Below are 23,479 nucleotides of genomic sequence, written 5' to 3' on the forward strand. Positions count from 1 at the left end.
TATTGTGATTCTTAGTGTCACTTGTCACGCCCCCCGAACAGCTGCCGCCCCGCCAGATCCAGCATGATCTCCTCGCTGCCGCCGCCGATCGCGTTGACGCGGACTTCACGGTAGATACGTTCGACCTTGCTGCCGGTGATATAGGACGCGCCGCCGAGGACCTGTGCGGCCTCGCGCGCGACGCTTTCGAGCATGCGCGTCGCCTGTACCTTGAGCATCGCGAAGTCGGCGGGGCGGTCCTTGCCCTCTTTGACCTGCCAGGCGCAGAGGTCGACCCATGCCTGCGTCGCCTCGATCTGGCGTTCCATGTCGGCGAGCTTGATGCGGATCGACTGGTGGCCGACGAGCGGTTTGCCGAAGGTCTCGCGGTTCTGCGCCCATTCGGCTGCCTCGGCCATCGCGACGCGGGCATAGGCGCAGCAGCCCATCGCCATGCCGAGCCGCTCGCTGTTGAAATTGCGCATGATGCCGATGAAGCCGGCGTTCTCCTGGCCGATCAGGTTTTCGGCAGGGACGCGGACGCCGTCGAAGTGGATCGCGGCGGTGTCGCTGCAGCGCCAGCCCATCTTGTCGAGCCGCGTGCGCTCGACACCGGGGCTATCCATGTCGATGAGAAGCAGCGAAATGCCCGCGGCGCCGGGACCGCCGGTGCGCACGGCGCAGGTCAGCCAGTCGGCGCGCATACCGCTGGTGATGAACATCTTGCCACCGTTGAGGATGTAGTGGTCGCCGTCCTTGATCGCGGTTGTCTTGAGGTTCGCAACGTCGCTGCCGCCGCCCGCCTCGGTGATGCCGAGCGCAATGATCTTGTCTCCCGTGAGCACGGGCGGTGCGACGCGCAGTTTCAGCTCTTCGGAGCCCAATGCCAGGATCGGGGGAAGGCCGATGCCGTGCGTCATCAGCGATGCACCGAGACCGCCGGCGCCAACCGCGGCGAGTTCCTCGGTGAGGACGAGGCCGTGGAAATTGTCGAAGCCCTCGCTGTGCCCGCCATATTGCTCGGAATAGCGCAGCCCGAGGATTCCTGCCTCCGCAGCCTTTTTGTGCAGCTCGCGCGGCAGCTCGCCTTCGGCTTCCCAGCGGTCGATATGCGGGGCGATCTCGCGGGTGACGAAGCGCCGGACGCTCTGCGCCAGCGCTTCGTGGGTTTCGTCATAATAGGGCGATCTTGCGCGCCAGTCGTCGAAGGCTGTCATGGGGTGATGCTGCGCGGCGTTGACGCACACGTCAAGTCGGGCTTGCGCTGCGCCAACAAGCACTTAAGGTCGCGCGCCATGAACAAGCACACCCTGCTCGCCGGTCTCGCCGCATTCGCCCTGATCTCCACTCCCGCCATGGCGCAAAAGTCGCCCGAGGCGACCGCCGAAGCCGCGCTGAAGAAGGCGCCGGTATTCGACGGGCACAATGACGTGCCGTGGGAATTGCGTGGGCAGGTCGGCAATATGATCAACGACTTCGACTTTCGCGATACCACCAAGCCTAAGCCCGACGGAACGGTAATGCACACCGACATCCAGCGCCTGCGCAAGGGGCATGTCGGCGCGCAATTCTGGTCGGTCTATGTCCCGTCGAACACGAATGAGCAGCAGGCGGTCCAGCAAACGATCGAGCAGATCGACGTCGCGAAGCGGCTGATCGCACGCTATCCGAACGACCTTGGCTTTGCGTCGACCTCTACCGAACTCGAACAGCAGATGAAGGCGGGCAAGGTCGCCGGGATGCTCGGGATGGAGGGCGGCCAGTCGATCGGCTCGTCGCTCGCCGTGCTGCGTCAGCTTTATGGCATGGGCGCGCGCTACATGACGCTGACCCACGGCAAGACCACGCCCTGGGCCGACAGCGCGACCGATGCTCCGCAGCATGACGGGCTCACCGATTTCGGCAAACAAGTGGTTCGCGAAATGAACCGGATCGGCATGATCGTCGACCTGAGCCATGTCAGCGAAGCGACGATGAAGGATGCGCTCGAGGTCTCGCATGCGCCGGTCATGTTCAGCCATTCTGGCGTGCGCGGCGTCAACGACCATCCGCGCAACGTGCCCGACAGCGTGTTGCCCGCGGTGAAGGCCAACGGCGGCGTCGTGATGGTCGTGCTTTATGCCGCCTTCCTCGACCCCAAGCTGCGCGCGCATGGTCTGTCGCGGACGGCGGCGAAGGCGCGGCTCGACGCGCTGTACGTCGGCAATCCCGATGCCGTCGCCCCGGCGCTGAAAGCGTGGGATGCGGCGAACCCGGCACCGCAGACGCCGATCGGAATCGCGGCGGACCATATTGACCATATCAAGAAGACGATCGGCGTCGATCATATCGGGATCGGCGGCGATTATGACGGGATGGATGCGACCCCGGTCGGTCTGGAGGACGTCACCGGCTATCCGCGCCTGTTCGCCGAACTCGCGCGGCGCGGCTATACTCAGGCCGAGCTCGAGAAGATTTCGAGCGGCAACATGCTGCGCGTGCTGAAGGCGGTCGAGGCCTATGCCGCGAGCCAGAAGGGCCAGCCGCCGATCGAAACCCCGGTCGCGAAATAAGGGCTAGGGGCGGCGGCGAAACGGCCAGTCGGTCGCGCCGCCCGTCCATAGCGCCCACCAGATGATCAGCGGCTGCGCGGCGAGGCGCGGGCCGTGATACCACCAGCTCAGCGTCTCGCCACCGATCGCAACATTGGCGAGCGCGTGGTGGAAATTGGCGGGCCAGACGCACAGCGCATAGAGCGCGAGGCCCCAGCCGGCCGCCTTTCGCGTCGGGGGGATCAACAGCCCGATCGCCCCCGCGATCTCGGCAATGCCGGTCGCAGCGACGACCAGCTCGGGCTGCGGCACCCACGACGGGGTGATCGCGAGGAAGGGCGCGGGGGTCGTAAGGTGGCGATAGCCGGCGTAGCCATAGGCCAGCGCGAGCAGCCAGCGAAGCGTAGCACGGACGGGTGCGGTCAACGTCCGAGCGCTGTCAGCATCGCCTCGATGCTGGTGAATTTTTCGCGCGGGCGTCCATCGAGCGCTGCCGCAACCTCGGCCTCCTCGATCCGGCGCCAGTCGCGGAAGGTGACCGGGGTGACATCGCGGCTTGCGAGCAGTGCATCGAGCCCGGGGCGTCCCGCCTTGCCTGCACCGCGGCCGATATCCTCCAGCACCATTTCGCCGATGCGCGCGCCGTCGGGCTTGTTGGTGCCGATCGTTCCCGACGGGCCGCGCCGCGCCCAGCCGACGGCGTAAAGCCCGGGCAGGATGCGGCCCTCGTCGCTCGCGAAGCGGCCGCGGCCATGTTCATAGGGGACGCCGGGGATCGGCGGGGTCTGGTAGCCGATGCAGCTGATCACCAGCCCGGCATCGAGCGCATAGGTCTCGCCCGTGCCGCGGCTGGTGAGGTCGGCGTCGAGCGTCGTCCGCTCGACGATCACGCGCTGCACGCGGCCCCCATCGTCTTTGACGCCCTCGATTGCGACGGGCATCGCGAAGAAATCGAAGTCGATCGTCACCGGCTTGGCGACCGGGTTGGCGGTGAAGCTGCGCAAATGCGTCACCGACTTGCGCATGCCGGGTTCGAGCATGGCATCGTCGCCCTCGGGCGGCAGATCGGCGGGGTCGACGCGCGGGCTGGCGCGTTCGAGATGGCCGAGCTCGCCGAGTTCCTTCGGCGTCATCGCGATCTGGTGCGGGCCGCGGCGGCCGAGGATCTGGATATGGCGCACCGCGCTCTGCGCCAGCGCGTCGCGGGCGTGCGCGACGATGTCGCTGCCCGAGAATTCGGCCGGCGTCTTGGCGAGGATGCGCGCGACGTCGAGTGCGACATTGCCGTTGCCGATCACCACGACGCCGGGCGCGTCGAGCGGCGGGTTGAGATCGGCGAAGTCGGGATGGCCGTTGTACCAGCCGACGAAGGCGGCGCTGCCGATCACCCCGGGCAGGTCGGCGCCGGGGATGTCGAGCGGCCGGTCGTTGGGGGCGCCGGTCGCGAGGATCACGGCGTCGTAAAGGCCGACGAGCTCGTCGATCGTCACGTCGGTGCCGACCGACACATGGCCGACGAAACGGACATTATCGGTCAGCGCGGTGCCCTCATAGCGGCGCGACACCGCCTTGATCGACTGGTGATCGGGCGCGACCCCGGTACGGATCAGGCCATAGGGAACGGGCAGCCGGTCGATGACGTCGACCGCGATATCGTCCGCTTTCTGCAATGTTTCGGCAGTATAATAGCCCGCGGGGCCCGACCCGACGATCGCGACATGACGCATCAACCCACTCCTTCGGGTTCCGCGCGGGCGCGCGGCCCCTCTCTTGTTATGCGGGCGATGCTAGCGGCGAAATGCGTTAGGGCAAGCGGACTTGTTCGAGTGGCGAACCGGCCTTGACAGCGCGGCCGTGCAATCATATTGCGCCCGCCTCTGCTGCCCTGTCGTCTAATGGTAAGACTGCGGTTTCTGATACCGCCTATCGAGGTTCGAATCCTCGCGGGGCATCCAGAGCTTTCCTTAAATCGCTGAAGTCGAAACGTCCGCAGAGCGCCGGGCGGCCCGATGGCGCGCCCGGCATATGCTCTCCTTAAGCCGCGGTCAGCGGATCGCTGATGCCATGCGCGCCGCGTTCGATGCGGCCGGCGAGGCGGACTTCCATGCCCGGCAGCGCGACGGTGACGTCGTACCAGTCGTGATCCTTCGGGGTTGGCCATGCCTGGGCCGCTTTGCCGCGGCTTGCGATCGTCACCGCCTTGCCGGTCGACGGGGCATAGGCGTCGCGGAGGATTTTCGCTTCCTGCGCAGCGCCGCCTTCATTGGTGAAGGCGAAGGCGAGGGCGCGCTGTTTCAGATTGTAACGCGCGGTCATCGAAGGCGCGCGAACGGCGTCGGCGAGAGTGCCGCGGAAGGCACGGTGGAAACCGTTGGGGCCGAGAACCCAGAGGTCGAACGCCCCGTCGGTCTCGACGCTCCAGCGATCGTCGATTCTTTTGCCCGCCTCGACCGTATAGCGGCGCGGGATGCTGTCGAGCTTGTGCTTGTCATAGACGTGGAAGACCGCGCCCGCGGCACCCTCGTTGATGAAATCGAGCACGACCGCCTGGCGGCCGGCGTCGATTCGCGCATCGACGTGGAGCACATAAGGCAGCGCGCGCGAGCGGCGGATGCCCTTTTCCTGGAACAGATTCTGCGGCACGCGCGGCGGCAGCGCTTTCGGGCGCTGGAGGTGCGCGTCGAGGATTGCGACCGAGCCGCTGACATCGGGCAGGGCGGGGAAGGCCGCATCGGCGCCCTTCGTGAAATCGAAGCAGGAGGTCATGTCGCCGCACACCGAGCGGTGCCACGGGCTGATCGCAGGGATCGTGACGCCGAAACGCTGTTCGAGGAACTGGCCGACCGAGGTGTGGTCGAAGACCTCGCTGCTGACCCAGCCGCCCTTGCTCCACGGCGAGACGACATACATCGGCACGCGCGGGCCGAGGCCGAACGGCCGCGTCGTTCCGGAGATATTGTCGTCGCGCGAGAGATATTTATCCTCATGATCGTCGAAATAATGACCGGGCAACGCGATCGTCGCCTTGCCCGCGAGGGTGCCGTCGGCATTGTAAGACGGCGGTGCGGCGGGCGGGAAATGGTCGAACAGCCCGTCGTTCTCGTCGAAGGTCTGGAAGAAGACCGTGCCCGCCCAGGTGTCGGGATTGGCGGTCAGCGCATCGAGCACCGATGCGGTGAATTCGGCGCCCTCGATCGGAGTCGAGGCCGAGGGGTGCTCGGACCATTGCTTGGGCGGCAGCACCCACGACACCGCGGGCAGCGTTCCGTTCTTCGCATCCTCGGCGAGCTTTTCGAGCGAATGATGCGACATGCCGCGTTCGTAGATCGGCGAGCCGGGCTTGGCGTCGCGAAAGCCCTTGAAGGCAAGGCCGCCGTGCATCGCCCCGGTCCAATTGTCGTTGGGGTCCTGATAGATGCGCCAGTCGACCCCGGCGGCTTCGAGTACCTCGGGAATCGTCGCCCATTCGAGCGCGTTTCCGGCGTAGGTATAGCCGGGTTCGGGCAGTGCACCCTTGATCCAGCAGCGGAGGTTATTGGGTTCGGACTTGTCGTCGCGGCAGTTGGTGCCGGTCGCGGCGACATCGGGGTCGAAATTGGACCCCGACCAGAACACGATGCGATTGGGATCGGTGCCGGTGGTGATCGAGCAATGATAGGCGTCGCAAATGGTGAAGGCCTCGGCGAGCGCGAACTGGAAGGGTATGTCCTCGCGCTTGTAATAGCCCATCGAATAATCGGTCTTGAACTTGGGCCACAGGCCGAACTTTCCCTGGTTCCACGCCGCCTGCGCGTCGGCGAAGCTGTGCGGAGTGCCGGGGACCTTCAGGCCGTTGGTGCGCGCGGTGTCGAGGTGGAAGGGCGGCAGGTCGCGCGCGCCATTGCTCTGGAACCAGACAGTCTTGTCGCCGGCGAGCGGGATCGGGTGGCGATCGCCGAAACCGCGCACGCCCTTCATCGTCCCGAAATAATGATCAAACGAACGGTTTTCCTGCATCAGGATGACAATGTGGCGGACGTCCTTGATCGTCCCTGTCGTACGCTTCGCCGGGATAGCGAGTGCGCGGCCGATGCTGGCGTGGAAGGCGGCCGCCGAACCGGCGACGCCGGCGACTTTGAGGAAGTCACGTCTCGAATTGCTCATCCAAACTACTCCGGATTGAAAGAAAATGGGGACGTCATCGCCATGCCTGCCGCGCGCGCGAGGCGACGAGGTCGAGCGTCAGGATGACGAGGAAGATGGCGATCAGGATCGTGCCGACATGGCCATATTCATAGAGGTCGAAGCGGCCCTTGAGCTCCTGCCCGATGCCGCCCGCGCCGACGAGGCCGATCACCGAGCCCATGCGGACGTTGCGATCGAAGGTGTAGAGCGTGCAGGCGATATGCTGCGGCAGCACCTGCGGCAGGATCGCATTGCCCCAGATGGTCAGGCGGCCGGCACCCATCGCGGCGAGCGCCTGCTGCGGCCGGCGGTCGGTGTCCTCGATATCGTCGGCATAGAATTTGCCGAGGAAGCCCGCCGAATGGAGGCCGAGTGCGAGGACGCCGGCAATCGGGCCGAAACCGAAAGCAATAACGAGGAACAGCGCAGCGATGAGTTCGGGGACGGCGCGCAGGAAAGCCGAGGCGGCGCGCGAGCCGGCCCGCAACGCGGGGTGTGGCGTAATGTTGCGTGCCCCAAGCAGCGCGAGCGGCATCCCGATCAGCACCGCGATCACGCTGCCCCACAGCGCGATCTCGAGCGTCTCGAGCATCTTGGCCGCGACGTGGAAGGCATAACCGAACGGCTCGACCAGCCAGGCGGTGCGCACCACATGTTCTTCGCGACGTAGCGTTTCGGGATCGAGTTCCGAAACGCGCGTCCGAGTGGTTTCGATATGCGCGAAGGCGGGCAGGCGGTCGGGATCGAATCCCTCGATACGGCTGACCTCGCGCCGCGACGACAATTGGATCGGCACTAGCTCTGCGAGCGTCGAGCCGAGCCCGTCGGCGACCTGCGACCGGCTGGCCATGCCTGCCTGCGCCAGCACTGCTTCGCCGCTGAGCGCAAGCATCCGGCCGATCTCGACACGCTGCCCGGTGTACCAGAGCAGCAACAACGCCGCCGCGATCAGCGCGACGGCGCGCGTGTTGAGCAAGGCGGGGAAGCGCCAGGGAAGATCCGCGTTCATCGCGCCACTGCCCGGATGCGGGGCGGGATGCCGTTGCCGTCGAGCATCGCGGGGGCACCGTCGAAAACGACCCGCCCTGCGTCGAGCATGACGATGCGATCGGCGAAGCGCCGCGCGAGTGCGGGCTGATGCAGGCTGCAAATCACGGTCGCACCGAGGTTGCGCGCCTCGTTGCGGATCAGCGCCAGTGCGCGTTCGCCGGTCGCGGGGTCGAGGCTGGCGACGGGCTCGTCGGCGAGGATGACGGCGGGGCGGTGGAGCAGTGCCCGCGCGATCGCGACGCGTTGTTGCTGGCCGCCCGACAGGCTGTCGGCGCGCCGCGCGAGATGGGTTTCGTCTAACCCGAGGTGCGCGAGCAAATGCGTCGCGCGCGCTCGCTCGGCATCAGGATAAAGGCCGGCGAAGGACCGCGCGAGGCCGATATCGGCCACCGCCATGATATTGCGCGCGACGCTGGCGCGGCCGCTCAGCGCGAAATCCTGCGGGATCAGTCCGATGCGGCGGCGTTGTGCAGGGCGGAGGGGCGTGCCGTCGAACAGGAGGCGTCCCTCGCCCGGCGCCACCAGTCCGGCGACGGTGCGCAGCAGCGTCGATTTGCCCGCCCCCGATGCACCCAGCACTGCGCAGAACTGGCCCGCGGGGATGTAGAGCGTGACGTCCGCGAGCGCGCGGCCGGCGCCGTCGTGGCGGACGCAAAGATCGGCGATACCGATGTCGATCATCGTGCCGGCCTTTCAGCCGCCTTGCGCAGCATCTCGTCTTTCAGCGCCGGGGTGACCTGCACCATCTTGCGCGAGGCGGGGTCGAAATGCCCGGCGGGAACATGGCCGATATAGCCATCGACGCGTGCGCCGCCATAGCCGCGGATCATCTCGGGTGCGACCCCCGCGGTGCGACCGATCTTCTCGAACGCGCCGCGCAGCCGGTTGCGGAGCGCGGGGTCGAGGCGCGTGTTCGCGATCAGCGGCGGGTAGGGGATCGGCTCGCTGCGCGCGACGACGCGGAGGTCGCGCGCGCCGGGGACATCGGCTCGCACCGCCTTGTCATAGCTGTCGAAGGAAAGCGCGGCGGCGTCGACCTCGCCGTTGATCAGCGCCGCGAGGCTGTTCGCATGGGTGCCCGTCATGCGGACCGCCGACAGGTCGCGGACCGGATCGATCCCGGCGTCGAGAAACATCGCGACGGGAAAGATGAAGGCCGAGGTCGAATTGACGTCACCGAAGGCGACGCGCTTGCCGCGCAGGTCGGCGATCGACCGGACGGGCGCGTCGGCGCGGACGAACAGCCCCGAATAATAGACCGAGCGGCCCGACTTGACCGCGACCGCGAGCAGCTCGGCGCAGCCGCGCTTTTGCGCCTGCAGATAGGTGACCGATCCGACAAATGCGATATCGGCGGCATTGTTGCACATCGCCTCAACGACCCCGCCATAGGATTGCGCGACCTTGAGGTCGAAGCGCAGCCCGGTACTGCGCGCGACCGCGTCGAAGATCGGGCGATAGTCGGCGAGCGTGCCGCTTTCGGTCCCGCCATCGGCGGGGATCAGCAGCACGCGCAGCGGCGGCGGCTGGGCCGAGCGGCGAGGCAAGGTCAGCCAGGCCGTGCCGGCGACGCATAGCGCCGCCAGCACGCCCGCAATCATCCACCGCCGCATACACAATCTCCGTCGACCCGAAAAACAGGGGGCGATTACGACGGGGCTGTGACAGCGGCATGAACCGGGCTCTCCGAACCGGGCCGATCAGAATTGGGTCGAGAAGGAGACATAGACGGCGCGCGGCTTGCCCTCGAACTCATAGCCATAGAAATATGCGGGGCTGTTGAGCGCAATCTCGCCGCGGATGAACGCCGAGCTGTAGCGCATGTTGCCGTAGCCGTAGCGTTCGGCATATTTCTTGTCGAAGATGTTGACGACGCGCAGCTGGATCTGGTGCTGGCGCTCGTCCCCCAGACGGTATCCGATCGACCCGTTGAACAGGAAATAATTGCCGAAATTGTGGCGCAGCGCATTGTTGACGCCGCCCGTCGCATATTCCGGGCCCTGATACCGCGGGAAGAGCGTGACCGAGAAACGGTCGTCGGGGCTCGTCCAGCGGAGGTTGCCGCCGATCATATATTCGGGGGTCTCGTTGATCTGCAGCTTGGTGCCGTCGAGGCGCGCTTTCTGTTTGGTGTAATTGACGTTGAACGCGAAGCCCTTGCCGACACGGACGTCGAGCTCGGCGGTGAGCCCGCGGATTTCGGTGATGCGGTCGTTGTTGAAATAGGTGTTGGGAGTCAGGCCCGACGTCGTCTGGATGCGGTTGGTGACGTCGGTGCGGAACGCCCCGACCTCGGCATTCACCTGCACATTGCCGAAGTTCTGCGAAAAGCCGATGCCGCCGTTATAGGTTTCGGTTTCCTCGGTCTTCAAATCGGGGTTGCCGATCAAGGTCGGGCTGTCGGCATAAAGTTCGTTGGTGCGCGGCAGGCTGTACGAGGTACCGCCGTTGCCGCGAATATAGAAAGCGCCGATCGGCTGGCGGAACCCGAATTTCCAGATCGTGCGCGACCCGAAGCTGTCGGCGAAGTCGGTGCGCAGCGCGAGCGACAATTTGGTGTCGGGGCTGAACGGGATCACCGGGCGGAAATCGGCGTAGACGCCGGTGATCGTGTTCGCGTTGTTGGAGATCGGGAAGACCGGGTCCGAGTCATTCTTGTACGACACGACCTGCACGCCCGCGACGACTTCGAGGATGTTCGGGAGCGACAGCGTGTTGCGGACGTTGAGCCCCATTTCGCGGAAACCGCCGACCTTTGAATCCTTGCCGAAGCCCTTGTTGGGGAAGGGGACCGACTTGCCCGTCGCGTCGCCGAATGGCGTAGTCTTGCCCGTCGTCGGGTCGGTACAGCCCGCGGGCGTCTTGCAGATTTCGGCGAAAGTCTCGGTGTTGTTGAGCCGCGGGTTGCTCCAATAGCCTGCGACCTCGGTGTAGAAATTCTCCGACCAGCGGCGGTCGAGCGAGAAGTCGACTATCGGGTAGCGGACGCGGTTCGGCGAATAGGTTTCGGCATCGGGGAACGGATCGTGGAATTCGATCTGCGTATATTGGCCGTTCACCCGGAATTCGGTCTTGTCGTCGACCTTCCACAGATATTTGACGCCGATATTGCTGCGGTTGAGCGGATAATCCTGGATGCCGCCGGCCTTGGCGACGTTGTCGACATAGGATTCGGGGGCGAAGATGCGCGGGCCGTCGGTCTGGATCGTGCCGCCATAGACCATCAGGCTGTGGCGCCCCTCGGGATCGATCGGAAAGCGCGCGTTGCCCCAGATTTCGCGCGTGTTGAACGCGCCGTACTGCGCGCCGAGTTCGAACTTGCTGCTGCCGTCGGGGCGCTTGGTGACGAGGCTGATCACGCCGATGCCGCCGTTGCTGCCGAAGAAGAGACTGTTGCCGCCGCGGAACACCTCGGCGCGCTCGATCATGTGCGGGTCGATCGTCGTCGATCCCCAAATATCCTCGAGCGCGGGGCCGCGATCGTAGAGCGGCACACCGTCGAGCACGACCAGCGTGTCGCGGTCGCTGCCGCCGTCGAGGCGGATCGTATATTCGCCTTCGTCGGGCGAATAGCCGATGTTCGCGCCCTTGATCAGGAGCTGCGCGATTTCGGCGAAGTTGGTCGCGCCGGTAGCGGCGATTTCTTCGGCGGTCACGATCTGCACGGCGTTGCCATATTCGACCGCGGCAGCGGCGAGCGGGGTCGCTTCGACGGTCGCGGTGCCATTGACGATGATCTCGTCGCCCGCGCCCGAGCCGGCATCGGCGCTGTCGGCGGTCGCCTCATCGACGGCGGCGAAGGCGACCGACGGCAGCGCGCTCGCCGACAGCATCAGGCCAAAAACCATGGCCGCACGAAATTTGGAAGCCTTGTGCACAATCATGCCCCTTTTGAAGAATCGCGATCACATCGGGCGGAGCAGGGCGGTCGTGTTCACGACTCGATGCTGCGCCGCACCAATGTGCGAGGCATCCGCTAGGGGCGGCGTGTGACAGTTGAGTGAAATTAGCTCAATTTTAGATTTGTGGAAAAATGAGCAAATTATACTTTCGGGTTACCGCGATCTCGGCTAGCATTCTCTGTCCTGCAGGGGCGGACATGCGGATTCTGACGGAGAATTGCGTAAGATGAGTGACAAGGGCGGGGCGCCGAAAACGGCGGGTGACGATCGGGCGCCGATCGAAAATGCGCTCGAGCGAATGAGAATGGCTCATGGGAATATGGCGCGGGGCGCGCGCCGCATCGCCGACCATATCCTGGCGCAGCCCGAAGAGATTGTCCGCATGTCGATCACCGAACTCGCCGAAGCGGTCGGGGTAAGCGAAGGCAGCGTCGTCAATTTCTGCCGCGGCATTGGTCTCTCGGGCTTCCAGCATCTGAAGCTCAGCCTCGCGCGCGAGGTCGTCCAGCCGGTGCAGTTCATCCACGAGGATGTCGGGCGCGACGACGATATGGATACGATCTGCCGCAAGGTTTTTCATTCGGGGATTCAGGCGCTGCGTGACTCGCTCTCGGTGCTCGATCCGCAGGCGTTGACGCGCGCGGTGAGTACAATCCGGACGGCGAAGCGCGTCGAAATCTACGGCATCGGCTCGTCGGCGCCGATCGCCGAGGACACGCATTACCGGATGCTGCGCATCGGGCTCGACGCGCGCGTGGTCACCGACAGCCATATCCAGGCGATCAGCGCCTCGCGCTGCGACCCCGATGTCGCGGTGCTGACGATTTCGCACAGCGGCGCGACGCATGAAACCGTTGCGGCGACGCGGCTGGCGAAGGAGGCGGGGGCGCGGACGATCGTCATCACCAATTTCGCGCGCTCGCCGATCCAGGCTTATGCCGACGTGGTGCTTTTCACCATGGCGCGCGAAACGCGCTTTCGCACCGAGGCGATGACGAGCCGGATCGCCCAGCTTTGCGTCGTTGATGCCCTGATCGCGGCGCTCGCGCTCGGCGATTATGATCATTCGATCGACACGCTGCGCCAGACCTTCGAGGTGCTTTCGATCAAGCGTTTCTGACCGGTCGGCGCAATCGCCTGACGGGATTTGTGACCGGCGGATAAGCCTCGGCTTGTCCATCGATAGATTTTCTTCGTCGCAAAAAGCGGCCCTCGCCGTTGACGAATCTAAAATCAATCGATTAAGTTGACATTGTCATTCGGGACTGGTTGAGACGAATGACGGGCTCTCCCCTTCGACCCGCGGCTTTTGACCGGGAAGCAGCTTGCTCCGCGTTACCAACGGCTAAAGCGCGTGATGCTCGGGCGACATCGCCAGGCATTGCGTTCCCCCAGAAGGGGTATTGCGATGCGTATGTGTAGCACCATCAACTAAATCATCGCCGCGCTAGCGCGGGGTAGCGGACCGACCGCGCCCTTCACGCCCAGCGGCCTCCCATAATCTCCAGCCGCGCCTCCTCACGCGAGACGTTTGCGGCCTGACGTCCGGCACCCAAGCGCCGGCGCGGGGAAATATCATGCCTTTGCTGACCCAATCCGACCTGTCGGATCTGGCTCGCTATCCTGCGTCCTTGCGCAGCGCCGCCCGTGCGCTTTGGGGGGCGGAGCTGGCGGCTGCCCGATCCGGCGCGGCGCACCGCGCCACCATCCATCACATCAAAAAGGGGGCGGGATCGCCGCCCGGGGACCCGATATAATGAACCGTTTCTCTCCCGATCATCGTTTGAAGTTTTTGCTTGGCGCGGCGCTGTTGCTGCCCGCTGCTCCGGCTTTTGCCGCCGAAACCACCGCTGAGACCGGCGCGTCTGCCGACGCCGCGGCCGAAGAAGAAGCCGCCGGCGCCGCGGTGGCGGCCGCCTCGGCCGCATCCTATGATGGCGCCGAAATCATCGTGTCGGCGCGCCGCCGCGACGAAAGCGCGCAGGACGTGCCGATCGCGCTGTCGGTCGTCGGCGCGTCGCAGCTCGAGGCGACGGGCAACTACTCGCTGACGCAGATCCAGCAGATCGTGCCGAGTCTGCAAGTGTTCAGCTTCAACCCGCGTAACACCAACATCAACATCCGCGGGCTCGGCAGCAATGTCGCGCTGACCAACGACGGGCTGGAGAATGGCGTCGGCTTCTATGTCGACAATGTCTATTATGGGCGTGTCGGCCAGTCGCAGTTCGACCTCGTCGATCTGCAGCAGATCGAGGTGCTGCGCGGGCCGCAGGGGACGTTGTTCGGCAAGAACACCACCTCGGGCGCGATCAACATCAGCTCGAGGAAGCCGAGCTTCGACCCCGAATTTTCGGGCGAGGCGAGCGTCGGCGATTATGGCTATTACCAGCTGCGCGGCTCGGCATCGGGGGCGCTGATCGACGATCTGCTCGCGGTCCGCGTCAGCGGCTCGGTGACCGAGCGGCGCGGCTTCCTCTACAACGACACGCAGAACGAGCGCGCGCAGGATTATTCGAACTGGAGCGTGCGCGGGCAGTTGCTGTTTACCCCGACGTCGGATCTGGAGGTCCGCATCATCGGCGATTTTGCGCGGCAGAAGCAGAATCACGTCCTCAATGTCTTCGCCGATTATTTCGGTACCTATGCCAATGGCGCGGCGATCGCGAACAGCTTTGCCGAGCGCGCGGCGCGTTTCCCGGGTTACAGCTTTCCGACGATCGATCCTTTCGCGCGGCGTGGCGAGGCCGACAGCCATTATCAGTCGAATATGGACGGTTATGGCGTGTCGGGGCAGGTCGACTGGAACGTCGGCGCCGCGAAGCTGACCTCGATCACCGCATACCGCTGGTGGGACTGGAACCCCGCGAACGACGGCGATTCGACTTCGCTCCCCGTCATCGTCAAGGCGCAACAGTCGAACCGCCAACGCCAGTTCAGCCAGGAACTTCGCCTCGCGTCGGACAGCGACGGGCCGATCGATTATGTCGTCGGCGCCTATTATTTCTGGCAAGTGATCCGCGGCCGGGGCGCGAGCGCCTATGGCCCCGCCGCCGCGCTGTGGAACCGTCCCGCGACCTCGCCGATCCCGCTCGCCGCATGGGAAGCCGCGCTCAACGGCTTTGAGGCGAATTCGACCTCGGACCCGCGGACCAAAAGCTATGCTTTGTTCGGCCAGCTCGACTGGAAATTCACCGACCGGCTGACGCTGACCGCGGGGCTGCGTTACACGCACGAAAAGAAGAGCGGTTCGTTCACGCAATTCCACGTCGCGGGGACCGACCTGTCGACCCTGCCAGCCGGAATCGCGGCGCAGGCGGCGGCGCTCCGCGCGCAATTCAACCCGGTGACCAGCTATTCGACGGGCTTCAAGGACAACAGCGTGTCGGGGCTCGCGACCTTGTCGTGGCAGTTCAGCGACGATGCGCTCGCCTATGCGACCTATTCGCGCGGCAACAAGTCGGGCGGGCTCAACCTCACCAACCTGCCCGCCGGGATCGACCCCGACGTCGCGCCCGAAAAGGTCGACAGCTACGAACTCGGGATCAAGTCGCAATGGTTCGACAAGGCGGTGACGCTCAACGTCGCGGGCTATTGGACCGAGATCAGCGATTATCAGACCGCGATCACCGAGCAGGTGCCGAACACGGTCAACGTTCGCCAATATATTGCGAACATTCCCGGCGTGCGCTCGCGCGGGATCGAGGGCGACCTCAGCTATGCGCCCAGCGAGCGTGCGAGCTTCTATGCTTCGGTCGCTTATGCCGACACGACGTACAGCGATTACCGGACCGCTCCGCAGGCGCCCGAGCGGCTGAACGAAGGTGGAATTCAGGATCTGACGGGCGAGCAGCTGCCCGGCGTTCCGAAGTTCACTTACACGCTCGGCGGCGATGTGTCGGCGCCGGTCGGCAATCTCGGCGGGCGCGATCTGTCGATCTATGCCCATGCTGATTATTCGCATCGCTCCTCGTTCAACACCTCGTCGAGCAACAGCATCTATGCCGATGTTCCCGCCTATGGGATTGCGAACGCGCGTATCGGTTTCAAGACCGACGACGGCCTGTTCGACCTGTCGCTCTGGGCGCGCAACCTGTTCGACAAGGACTATTTCCAGACCTTGTCGGCGCAAAACACCGGCATCGTGACCTCGCTGATCGGCGAACCGCGCACGATCGGCGCGACGCTGCGGACGAAGCTGTGATGGCCATGCCCGCCTCACTCGCGCGTGAACCACGCGCCCACCCCATTCGACGACCGCCCGCCGGGGCTCTTGCCGGATACCCCCGCCGTCCAACCCCCAAAGGAGACTGACATGACGGACCTTCACAACAGCTATGCCAATGCGCGCGACAAGAATATCCCGCTCGAAATCACACCGGTGACCGGCACGATCGGCGCCATCGTCCACGGTGTCGCGCTGTCGGGCGATCTGCCCGCGCCGGTGGTGCAGGCCATCCAGGCCGCGCTGGTGCGGCACAAGGTACTCTTCTTCCGCGACCAGCAGCATCTGACCGACCAGGAGCATGAGGATTTCGCGGCGCTGCTCGGCGATCCGGTCGCGCATCCGACGGTGCCGGTTGCCGAAGGATCGCGCTACTTGCTCGAACTCGACAGCAAGGAAGGCTATGCGGCGTCGAGCTGGCACACGGACGTGACCTTTGTCGACGCCTATCCCAAGGCATCGATCCTGCGCGCGCTGACCATCCCCGAAGCCGGCGGCGACACGCAGTGGGCGAATGGCGAGACCGCCTATGAGGGCTTGCCCGAAGTGCTGCGCCAGCTCGTCAACAATCTGTGGGCGACGCACACCAACCTCTATGACTATGCGTCGATCCTGCAATCGGCGCCCGACGGCGAAAGTGCGGCGAAGCGGATCAAGGAGCATCGCAACGTCTTCGCCTCGACGGTCTATGAGACCGAGCATCCGGTGGTCCGTGTCCATCCGGTCAGCGGGCAGCGCAGCCTGTTGCTCGGCCACTTCGTCAAGCAGTTCGTCGGGCTGAACGCGGCGGATTCGGCGCGGCTGTTTCAGACGCTGCAAGATCATATCACCAAGCCCGAGAATGTCGTGCGCTGGCGCTGGCGTGAAGGCGATGTGGCGATCTGGGACAATCAGTCGACCCAGCACCGCGCGACTGCCGACTTTGGCTTGCAGCGCCGGACGCTGCGCCGTGCGACGATTTCGGGCGAAGTGCCGGTCGGAATCGACGGGCGCCGCAGCCGCACCGTCCGCAAGGAAAAGGCGGTTCAATACGAACCTGCCTGAGAAATCGGCCGGCGTTTATGGCTCTCCCTTCCTTCCTGTGACTGCGCCGGCCCTGTCTGCGGCGCGCCCCGGTTCCATTCGCCCGGGCGCGCCGACCTTTTACCTTCGAAAGACCACCCGATGACCCAAGGTTCGCGTTTCGCCCGCTTCCTTTTTGCCGCGCTGATCGGCGCCGCCGCGACCGTCGGTCCCGCGCAGGCGAAGGAGCGGCGGCCGAACCTGCTCGTCATCGTCGCCGACGATCTCGGCTATTCGGACCTTGGCGCGTTCGGGGGCGAGATCCGCACGCCGAACCTCGACAAGCTGGCGCTGAACGGCATCCGGCTCGCGGGCTTCCACACCGCACCGACCTGTTCGCCGACGCGCTCGATGCTGCTGTCGGGCACCGACAATCATCGCGCGGGGCTCGGCACGATGGCCGAGATGATCCGGCCGAACCAGCAGGGCAAGCCGGGCTATGAAGGCTATTTGCGCAGCGATGTCGCGACGCTCGCCGAGCGGCTGGCCGCCAATGGTTATCGCACATTGCTGTCGGGAAAATGGCATCTGGGCCTGACCCCCGAGCAAGACCCGCATGCGCGGGGGTTCGAGCGCAGCTTTGCGTTATTGCAGGGCGGGCACAATCATTATGGAACCGACATCCAGCCCGAAGCGAGCCCCGGGACACGCGGGATCGCGACCTATCGCGAGGATGGCAAGGTCGTCGCGCGCTTGCCCACCGATTTCTATTCGAGCGATTATTTCGCGACCCGCCTGATCGATTTTCTCGGCGAGCGGCCGGCGAAGGGGAAAGCCGGGCGGCCCTTCTTTGGCTATCTGGCTTTCACCGCGCCGCATTGGCCGCTGCAAGCGCCGGCGGAGGACATTGCGCGCTACAAGGGGCGCTATGACGAAGGCTTCGACGTGCTGCGCGAACGCCGCATTGCACGGCAGCGCGAGCTGGGCATCCTTGCGTCCGATGTCGTCGCGCACACGCCGCGCAACCGCGACGGCAGCTGGGATTCGCTGACCGCTGACCAGCAGCGGCTCGCCGCGCGCGACATGGAAATCTATGCCGCGATGGTCGACCGGCTCGACCAGAATGTCGGCCGCGTGATCGAATTGCTGCGCGCATCGGGCGAACTCGACAACACCGTCATCGTCTTCCTCGCCGACAATGGCGCCGAGGCGCTCGATGTCGAAACCACCGGCGCACAGATGCTGGCGGGCTCGCTCAAGGGCGCCGACAACGGCTTCGCCAATCGCGGCACGGCGTCGTCGTACCTGACCTATGGCGCGGGCTGGGCACAGGCGGCGACCGCGCCGTCGTGGCTGACCAAGGGCTATCAAAGCGAGGGCGGCACGCGCGCGGTCGCCTTCATCAGCGGCGCGGGGATCGCGGCACGCAAGGGTGCGGAAACGCAATATCTGTCGGTCGCGGATATCGCCCCGACCCTGCTCGACCTTGCGGGTGCCGATGCCAGGGCGACGCAGGTCGCGGGGCGCAAGGTCGTGCCGATCACCGGCCGGTCGTGGGCCGCCTGGCTGAAAAATGCCGACGCACGCGTTTATGGCGCCGACGACGGCGTGGGGGCCGAGCTGTTCGGCTCGCGCGCCTATCGCCGTGGCGACTGGAAGCTCACCGATGTCGGCGACGGCATCTGGCGATTGTTCGACATCGCGCGCGACCCCGGCGAAACGCGCGACCTGTCGCTCGCGCATCCGGGCCGCAAAGCCGAGCTTGCGGCGGCATGGGATCGTTATGCGCAGGATGTCGGCGTGATCCTGCCCGACGCCATCCCTTATCGGCCATAGGTCGCGCATATCATGCGCTTCGGCGTGTTAAGACTTGTCAATTAGATCAGTTGAGTTAATTTCATGCGTTCCGGGACATCGTCCGAATCGAACGAGCGAAAGGACCGCTTATGGCCACGCAGCTGAACACCCCCGACCTGTTCGAGAACGCGCGATCGCTCGGCGTGTCGATTTCTCCCTCGACTCCGACGATCGGGGCGGAGATCAGTGGGCTCGATCTCGACCGCCCGCTCTCGTCCGAAGAGGCCGATCTGCTACGCGCCGCGTGGCTGCGTTTCAAGGTCATCTTCTTCCGCGATCAGGATATCAGCCACGAAAGCCATGTCCGGCTCGGCACCCTGTTCGGCGAACTCGAAGGCCATCCGGTTATCCCGTCGGTCGAGGGCTATCCCGAAATCCTCAAGATCGAAGGCGTCGAGGGCGTTCAGCTCACCGCCGAGACGGTCGCGCCCTTCCAGGCGTATAACAAATGGCACACCGACGTAACCTTCCGCGAGCGGCCGTCGATCGCCTCGATCCTGCGCGCGCGGCACCTGCCGCCGCTGGGGGGCGATACGATGTGGGCCGACACCGTCGCCGCCTATGCAGGGCTGCCGCAGCCGGTGAAGGACCGGATCGACGGGCTCGAGGCCGAGCATGACATCGTGCGCAGCTTCGGCGGCCGCGTGACCGAAGAAAAGCGCGCGCAGCTCGCGCGCGATTTCCCGCCGGTGCGCCACCCGGTCGTGCGCTCGCACCCCGAAACGGGCGAGAAGATCCTTTACGTCAACTACACCTTCACCAGCCGCATCGTCGGCGCGAGCGAGGAGGACAGCGACAGCCTGCTCCGCCTGCTGTTCGACCGGATCAAGGTGCCCGAATATCAGGTTCGTTTCCGCTGGACCCCGAACGCGATCGGCATCTGGGACAACCGATCGACCCAGCATTATGCCGTCGGCGATTACTGGCCCGAATATCGCGCGCTCGAACGCGTGACGGTGTCGGGCGACGTGGTAACCCGATGAGGATGATCGAAGCGCAGCTTCATTCGCCGCGTCCGCGCTTTCGCACCGCGACGCGCGTCGCGATCGTCGGCGCGGGTTTTTCGGGGACGTTGCTCGCGATCAACCTGCTCGAACAGCCCGATGTCGAGGTGTTGCTGATCGAGCGCGACCGGCACCAGATGGGCGCCGGGGTCGCGTACAGCAGCACCGAAACCTCGCACCTGCTCAACGTTCGCGCGGGCAATATGAGCGCCTTTGCCGACCGGCCCGACCATTTCTGCGAGTGGCTTGCCGCGCGCGGCCTCGGCTGCGAGGCGGCGTTCGTCACGCGCGCGACCTATGGTCGCTATTTGCGCGAGACGCTGCGCGCGGCGATGGAAAAATATGGCCGGCGATTGAAGCTCGTCGACGACGAGGTGCTCGATATCGAGGAGAAGCGCGGGCAGGTCACGCTGGGGCTCGTCAACGGCGGGCTGATCGAGGCCGACCGCGCGGTGCTCGCGATCGGCAATCTGCCACCGCACGATCCGCCCGCGATCGAGGGCGCGCACCTGCCGTCGCACCGCTATATCGGCGACCCGTGGGCGAGCGCCTTCGAGGACGGACTCGACAAGCAGGCGCCGGTGCTGGTCGTCGGCACCGGGCTGACCGCGGTCGATGTGATCCTCCGGCTCGTTTCGCACGGCCATGAGGGGCCGATCACCGCGCTCTCGCGCCGCGGCCTGCGTCCGCATCGCCATATCGACGGCTTGCCGCGCCCCAAGCCGGTGCTGGCCAAGCCGGCGCCCGACCTGTCTGAACTCGTACGCTGGGCGCGGGAGGAGGCAAAGGACCGCGACTGGCGGCTCGTCGTCGATTCGATCCGCCCGATCACACAGATGATGTGGTCCGCCGCCGATGCCGAAAAGCGCGCACGCTTCCTGCGTCACTTGCGCCCCTTCTGGGACGTCCATCGCCACCGGCTCGCGCCCGAGGTTGCCGACCGGATCGACGCGCTGATCGCGTCGGGGCAGCTTCATTTCCGCGCGGGCAAGATCGCGCATGTCGCGGTCGAACCCGACGCGCTCGCGGTTTCCTGGCTGCCGCGCGGCGAAGCCGAACTGGTGACGACACGCGCGGCGCGGGTGATCAACTGCACCGGGCCGCAGGGCGATTTGCTGCGCTCGTCGGATCCGCTGGTAAAACGCCTGCTCGGAGCGCGGCGTATCCGCCCCGATGCGCTGCGCCTCGGGCTCGATATCGACCGCGACGGGCATATCGTCGATGCCTCGGGTCGTTCGTCCGAGCATATCCTCGCGATCGGCCCGATGACGCGCGGCGATTTGTGGGAAGTCGTCGCGGTGCCCGATATCCGCAACCAGGTGAGCGCGCTCGCGCGCCGCCTCGTCAACGCGCACTGGACCGGCGGCGAGGGGCTTTAGGCCCTCTCACCCAAAAAATCTCCTCCCTTGCATCCACCGGCGCGTGTCGTGCCGTCCAGTCCATGATCGGCCCCCGCGCCGGTCCGGGCGGCGGCGTCGCACGGCGGTTGATATGTGCTCCCCGGTGCAGATCATCTCGCCTTGCCGGAGGCCGCCGCCTGTGGTTTCACCATGTCGAAATGGCATGACGGGGAGATATGTTGATGGATATTCTGATTGCCGCCGCGGCCGCTGCCGCCACTGCATCTTCCCCGGCGGCGGTGCCCCCGGCCGTTACGACGATCACCGTACCCGCCGGGGAATCGCTCAGCGCCGAAGATGTCGCCGCCTATATCAGCCCGCGCGAAGTCGCCTCTTATGTGCCCGCGCCCCCGCCGACCACCGAACTGGTCGCGGTCAGCGACAGTTTCTTCAGCTGGCTCGAAAATATCACGATGGTCGCGCTGTTCGTCGTCGGCTTCTTCCTGCTCGCGCGGTTGCTCCACGCGTGGATGCTCCATCGCTCGATCCGCCGCGCGCTCGAGGCCAAGTCGGATGCGGTGAGTCCGCTGATCGACAAGCTCAACAAGCCCTATGAGCATATCGGCCCGCAGAGTGCCGGCGAACCGTCGGGCGGCGACGACCGCAATGCGCTGGTATTGCTCGCGATCGGGCTGGCGATGGCGGGCTTCGGGCTGATCCAGGGGAATGAGCAGCTGATCCGGATTTCTTCGGGCGCGGCGCTCTTTCCCGCCTTTGTCGGCATCGCGCTGCTCGTCCGCCGCCGCCTTGCGCGCGCAGCGGCTGCCGGGGAGCGCGCCGCTGCGTGATGAGGCAAGCGCCGATGAAGATTGGGCCCTCAACCAGCGTGTCGCGGGGGGAGATCGCGCCGCTTTTCAGCTCCTCGTGTTGCGGCACGAAGGGCGATTGCGCGCCTTCCTGTCCCGCGCCGCCGGGTGCGACGCCGACGATCTGGCGCAGGAAGCCTTTGTTCGCGCGTGGCAGCGCGCGGGCGAATATCGGGGGCAGGGGAGTTATGCGGCGTGGATCATGGGGATCGGCTGGCGACTGTTCCTCGACCAGCGGCGCACCGCACGGCGGCGCGCGGGACTGGCGGCGGGTGAGGAGGCTGCGACGTCGACCGATCCGCGCCCGGCAAGCGACGCCGCGATCGACGCCGACCGGCTGCTTGCCGCGCTGTCGCCGCAGGAGCGCGCCGCACTCACTTTATGCTTCGGCCATGGCTGGTCGCATGGGGAGGCGGCCGAGATCATGGGCTTGCCATTGGGCACGCTCAAATCGCTCGTCTTGCGCGGGCGCGCAAAGGCGCAGAAGATGATCGGCGAAGGAGCGGACGCATGACGGCGCCGGACGATCACGACATCAATGCAATGCTGGCGGCGATGCTGGCGCCGCCCGAGCGGCCGGGTGATCGCGGTTTTGCGGTCGGCGTCGAGCGCGCGATCGACGCGCAGGCGGCCTATGCAAGCGCGCGGTCCCGCTTCTGGCGGAGCTTCGCGTTCGAGGCGTCGGCGATCGGCGCGCTGCTCGCGGCGTTGTGGCTCCTCTCGTCGGCGCCTTTGTTGGCGCCGCTCGCCGGGGCGGGGCATTGGGGGCTCGCACCGCCGCTGCTGCTCATCCTGCTGCTCTGGTTCGGGACGCAGCGCTGGCGGCAGGCTTAGGCGGGAGGAACGTCCTCGTCGTCGATGCCCTGATATTTGAGCTGGAGATAGCGTTCGCGCGTCGCGAGCTTGTCGAGTTCGCCCGCGGCAAGGCTACGCGCTGCGTTGCCGATTTCGCTCTCCAGCATTTTCAGCCCGCCGACGAGCGTTTCGTCAGGCGTGCGCCCGGCGTGCGCTTCGGTGCGGAGCCCCGCGGGGATGCGCTGATAGCCCGCGACAAGTTCGGGCAGGTCTTCGCCGACGAGCTTGCGGATATTTGCCGCGGCGGGGCTCGATGCATCGAGCGTCTGGAGCTGCGGCGCGAGCAGGTCGAGCTGGACGCCGATGCCATCGACGAGCTGGCGCGCCGGGGCGGGGAGCGCGGGGCGCTGCGCCTCGAGCCAGATTTCGGTGCGGCCCGCGAGCTGCTTGAGATCGGCCTTGGGCAGATCGGCCTGACGCGGTTCGGGGAAGGGCGAACGGCCGAACAGCACCGCGACCCCGATGAGGAGAATGAACAAAGCGAGCAGCCCGGTGAAGCCGAGCGGCTGGATCAGCGCGCCGAACACCGCGGCGCCGATCAGCACGATCCCGCCCGCGATCAGCACGCGGCCGAGCTTCTTGTAGAGATGCTGGCGGCGCAGCGCGACGCTTTTGGTGCCGATCGGACGACGGCGTTCGCGCGAACGTTCGATCGCCGATGCCGCGGAAACCCGGATCTTGTCGACTTCGCTCATTGTCATGATGTG

General features: G+C 65.7%; 19 protein-coding genes and 1 tRNA gene. 11 read left to right on the top strand and 9 right to left on the bottom strand.

The features are described from left to right. Positions 1-17: 17 nt before the first annotated feature. A complete protein-coding gene (locus ASD73_RS20610; protein WP_056367823.1) occupies positions 18-1,196 on the bottom strand; it encodes an acyl-CoA dehydrogenase family protein in 1,179 nt (392 codons plus the stop codon). 78 nt (positions 1,197-1,274) lie between these two features. Between ASD73_RS20610 and ASD73_RS20615 the strand changes: the two genes are divergently transcribed. Further along, on the top strand, positions 1,275-2,531 hold the full coding sequence (locus ASD73_RS20615; RefSeq protein WP_056368263.1) for a dipeptidase: 1,257 nt from the start codon (positions 1,275-1,277) through the stop codon (positions 2,529-2,531). Positions 2,532-2,534: 3 nt separating this feature from the next. Here the strand turns inward: ASD73_RS20615 and ASD73_RS20620 are convergent, their stop codons facing one another. After that, complete coding sequence (locus tag ASD73_RS20620; protein ID WP_327196936.1) at positions 2,535-2,936, bottom strand: DoxX family protein; 402 nt, start codon at positions 2,934-2,936, stop codon at positions 2,535-2,537. Beyond that, positions 2,933-4,237 (bottom strand): FAD-dependent oxidoreductase, encoded by a 1,305-nt coding sequence (locus ASD73_RS20625; protein ID WP_056367825.1) that lies wholly within the window; start codon positions 4,235-4,237, stop codon positions 2,933-2,935. The genes ASD73_RS20620 and ASD73_RS20625 overlap by 4 nt, the downstream gene beginning before the upstream one ends. Before the next feature lie 154 nt (positions 4,238-4,391). Between ASD73_RS20625 and ASD73_RS20630 the strand changes: the two genes are divergently transcribed. Beyond that, positions 4,392-4,465 (top strand) — tRNA-Gln (locus ASD73_RS20630). Between the two features lie 79 nt (positions 4,466-4,544). Here ASD73_RS20630 and ASD73_RS20635 read toward each other — a convergent pair. The 5 genes from ASD73_RS20635 to ASD73_RS20655 form a co-directional block, all read right to left on the bottom strand. Beyond that, positions 4,545-6,653, bottom strand: a complete 2,109-nt coding sequence (locus ASD73_RS20635; protein ID WP_056367827.1) for a phosphocholine-specific phospholipase C — start codon at positions 6,651-6,653, stop codon at positions 4,545-4,547. A 34-nt stretch (positions 6,654-6,687) separates the two neighbouring features. Continuing rightward, positions 6,688-7,683, bottom strand: a complete 996-nt coding sequence (gene phnE / locus ASD73_RS20640; protein WP_056367829.1) for a phosphonate ABC transporter, permease protein PhnE — start codon at positions 7,681-7,683, stop codon at positions 6,688-6,690. Next, a complete protein-coding gene (locus ASD73_RS20645; RefSeq protein ID WP_056367831.1) occupies positions 7,680-8,405 on the bottom strand; it encodes a phosphonate ABC transporter ATP-binding protein in 726 nt (241 codons plus the stop codon). The genes phnE and ASD73_RS20645 overlap by 4 nt, the downstream gene beginning before the upstream one ends. Then, positions 8,402-9,337, bottom strand: a complete 936-nt coding sequence (locus tag ASD73_RS20650; protein WP_056367833.1) for a phosphate/phosphite/phosphonate ABC transporter substrate-binding protein — start codon at positions 9,335-9,337, stop codon at positions 8,402-8,404. Before ASD73_RS20650 ends, ASD73_RS20645 begins: the two co-directional genes overlap by 4 nt. A gap of 87 nt (positions 9,338-9,424) precedes the next feature. Continuing rightward, positions 9,425-11,572: a TonB-dependent receptor plug domain-containing protein gene (locus ASD73_RS20655; RefSeq protein ID WP_082521766.1), complete on the bottom strand. Its 2,148-nt coding sequence runs from the start codon at positions 11,570-11,572 to the stop codon at positions 9,425-9,427. 280 nt (positions 11,573-11,852) lie between these two features. On the opposite strand from ASD73_RS20655, the gene ASD73_RS20660 reads away from it, so the two are divergent. The 9 genes from ASD73_RS20660 (at position 11,853) to ASD73_RS20705 (ending at position 22,751) form a co-directional block, all read left to right on the top strand. Next, entirely contained in the window at positions 11,853-12,746 is an 894-nt protein-coding gene (locus tag ASD73_RS20660) for a MurR/RpiR family transcriptional regulator (RefSeq protein WP_056367837.1), read from the top strand. Between the two features lie 636 nt (positions 12,747-13,382). After that, a complete protein-coding gene (locus ASD73_RS20670; protein WP_056367841.1) occupies positions 13,383-15,827 on the top strand; it encodes a TonB-dependent receptor in 2,445 nt (814 codons plus the stop codon). Between the two features lie 111 nt (positions 15,828-15,938). Beyond that, a complete protein-coding gene (locus tag ASD73_RS20675; RefSeq protein WP_056367844.1) occupies positions 15,939-16,892 on the top strand; it encodes a TauD/TfdA dioxygenase family protein in 954 nt (317 codons plus the stop codon). Positions 16,893-17,012: 120 nt separating this feature from the next. Continuing rightward, positions 17,013-18,686 (top strand): arylsulfatase, encoded by a 1,674-nt coding sequence (locus ASD73_RS20680; protein ID WP_056367846.1) that lies wholly within the window; start codon positions 17,013-17,015, stop codon positions 18,684-18,686. A 110-nt stretch (positions 18,687-18,796) separates the two neighbouring features. Continuing rightward, positions 18,797-19,690, top strand: coding sequence for a TauD/TfdA dioxygenase family protein (locus ASD73_RS20685; RefSeq protein ID WP_056367848.1), 894 nt, complete (start codon positions 18,797-18,799; stop codon positions 19,688-19,690). Beyond that, positions 19,687-21,090: an FAD/NAD(P)-binding protein gene (locus tag ASD73_RS20690; protein ID WP_235534630.1), complete on the top strand. Its 1,404-nt coding sequence runs from the start codon at positions 19,687-19,689 to the stop codon at positions 21,088-21,090. The genes ASD73_RS20685 and ASD73_RS20690 overlap by 4 nt, the downstream gene beginning before the upstream one ends. Positions 21,091-21,293: 203 nt before the next feature. Further along, complete coding sequence (locus ASD73_RS20695) at positions 21,294-21,899, top strand: hypothetical protein (RefSeq protein WP_156377492.1); 606 nt, start codon at positions 21,294-21,296, stop codon at positions 21,897-21,899. Beyond that, positions 21,859-22,431: an RNA polymerase sigma factor gene (locus ASD73_RS20700; protein WP_056367854.1), complete on the top strand. Its 573-nt coding sequence runs from the start codon at positions 21,859-21,861 to the stop codon at positions 22,429-22,431. Before ASD73_RS20695 ends, ASD73_RS20700 begins: the two co-directional genes overlap by 41 nt. Then, entirely contained in the window at positions 22,428-22,751 is a 324-nt protein-coding gene (locus ASD73_RS20705; protein WP_056367856.1) for a hypothetical protein, read from the top strand. The genes ASD73_RS20700 and ASD73_RS20705 overlap by 4 nt, the downstream gene beginning before the upstream one ends. On the opposite strand, the gene ASD73_RS20710 is transcribed toward ASD73_RS20705, so the two are convergent. Continuing rightward, positions 22,748-23,467: a hypothetical protein gene (locus ASD73_RS20710; protein WP_235534631.1), complete on the bottom strand. Its 720-nt coding sequence runs from the start codon at positions 23,465-23,467 to the stop codon at positions 22,748-22,750. The genes ASD73_RS20705 and ASD73_RS20710 overlap by 4 nt on opposite strands. Positions 23,468-23,479 lie beyond the last annotated feature (12 nt).

The organism is Sphingopyxis sp. Root154 (genome assembly GCF_001427105.1).
Lineage (GTDB): Bacteria > Pseudomonadota > Alphaproteobacteria > Sphingomonadales > Sphingomonadaceae > Sphingopyxis.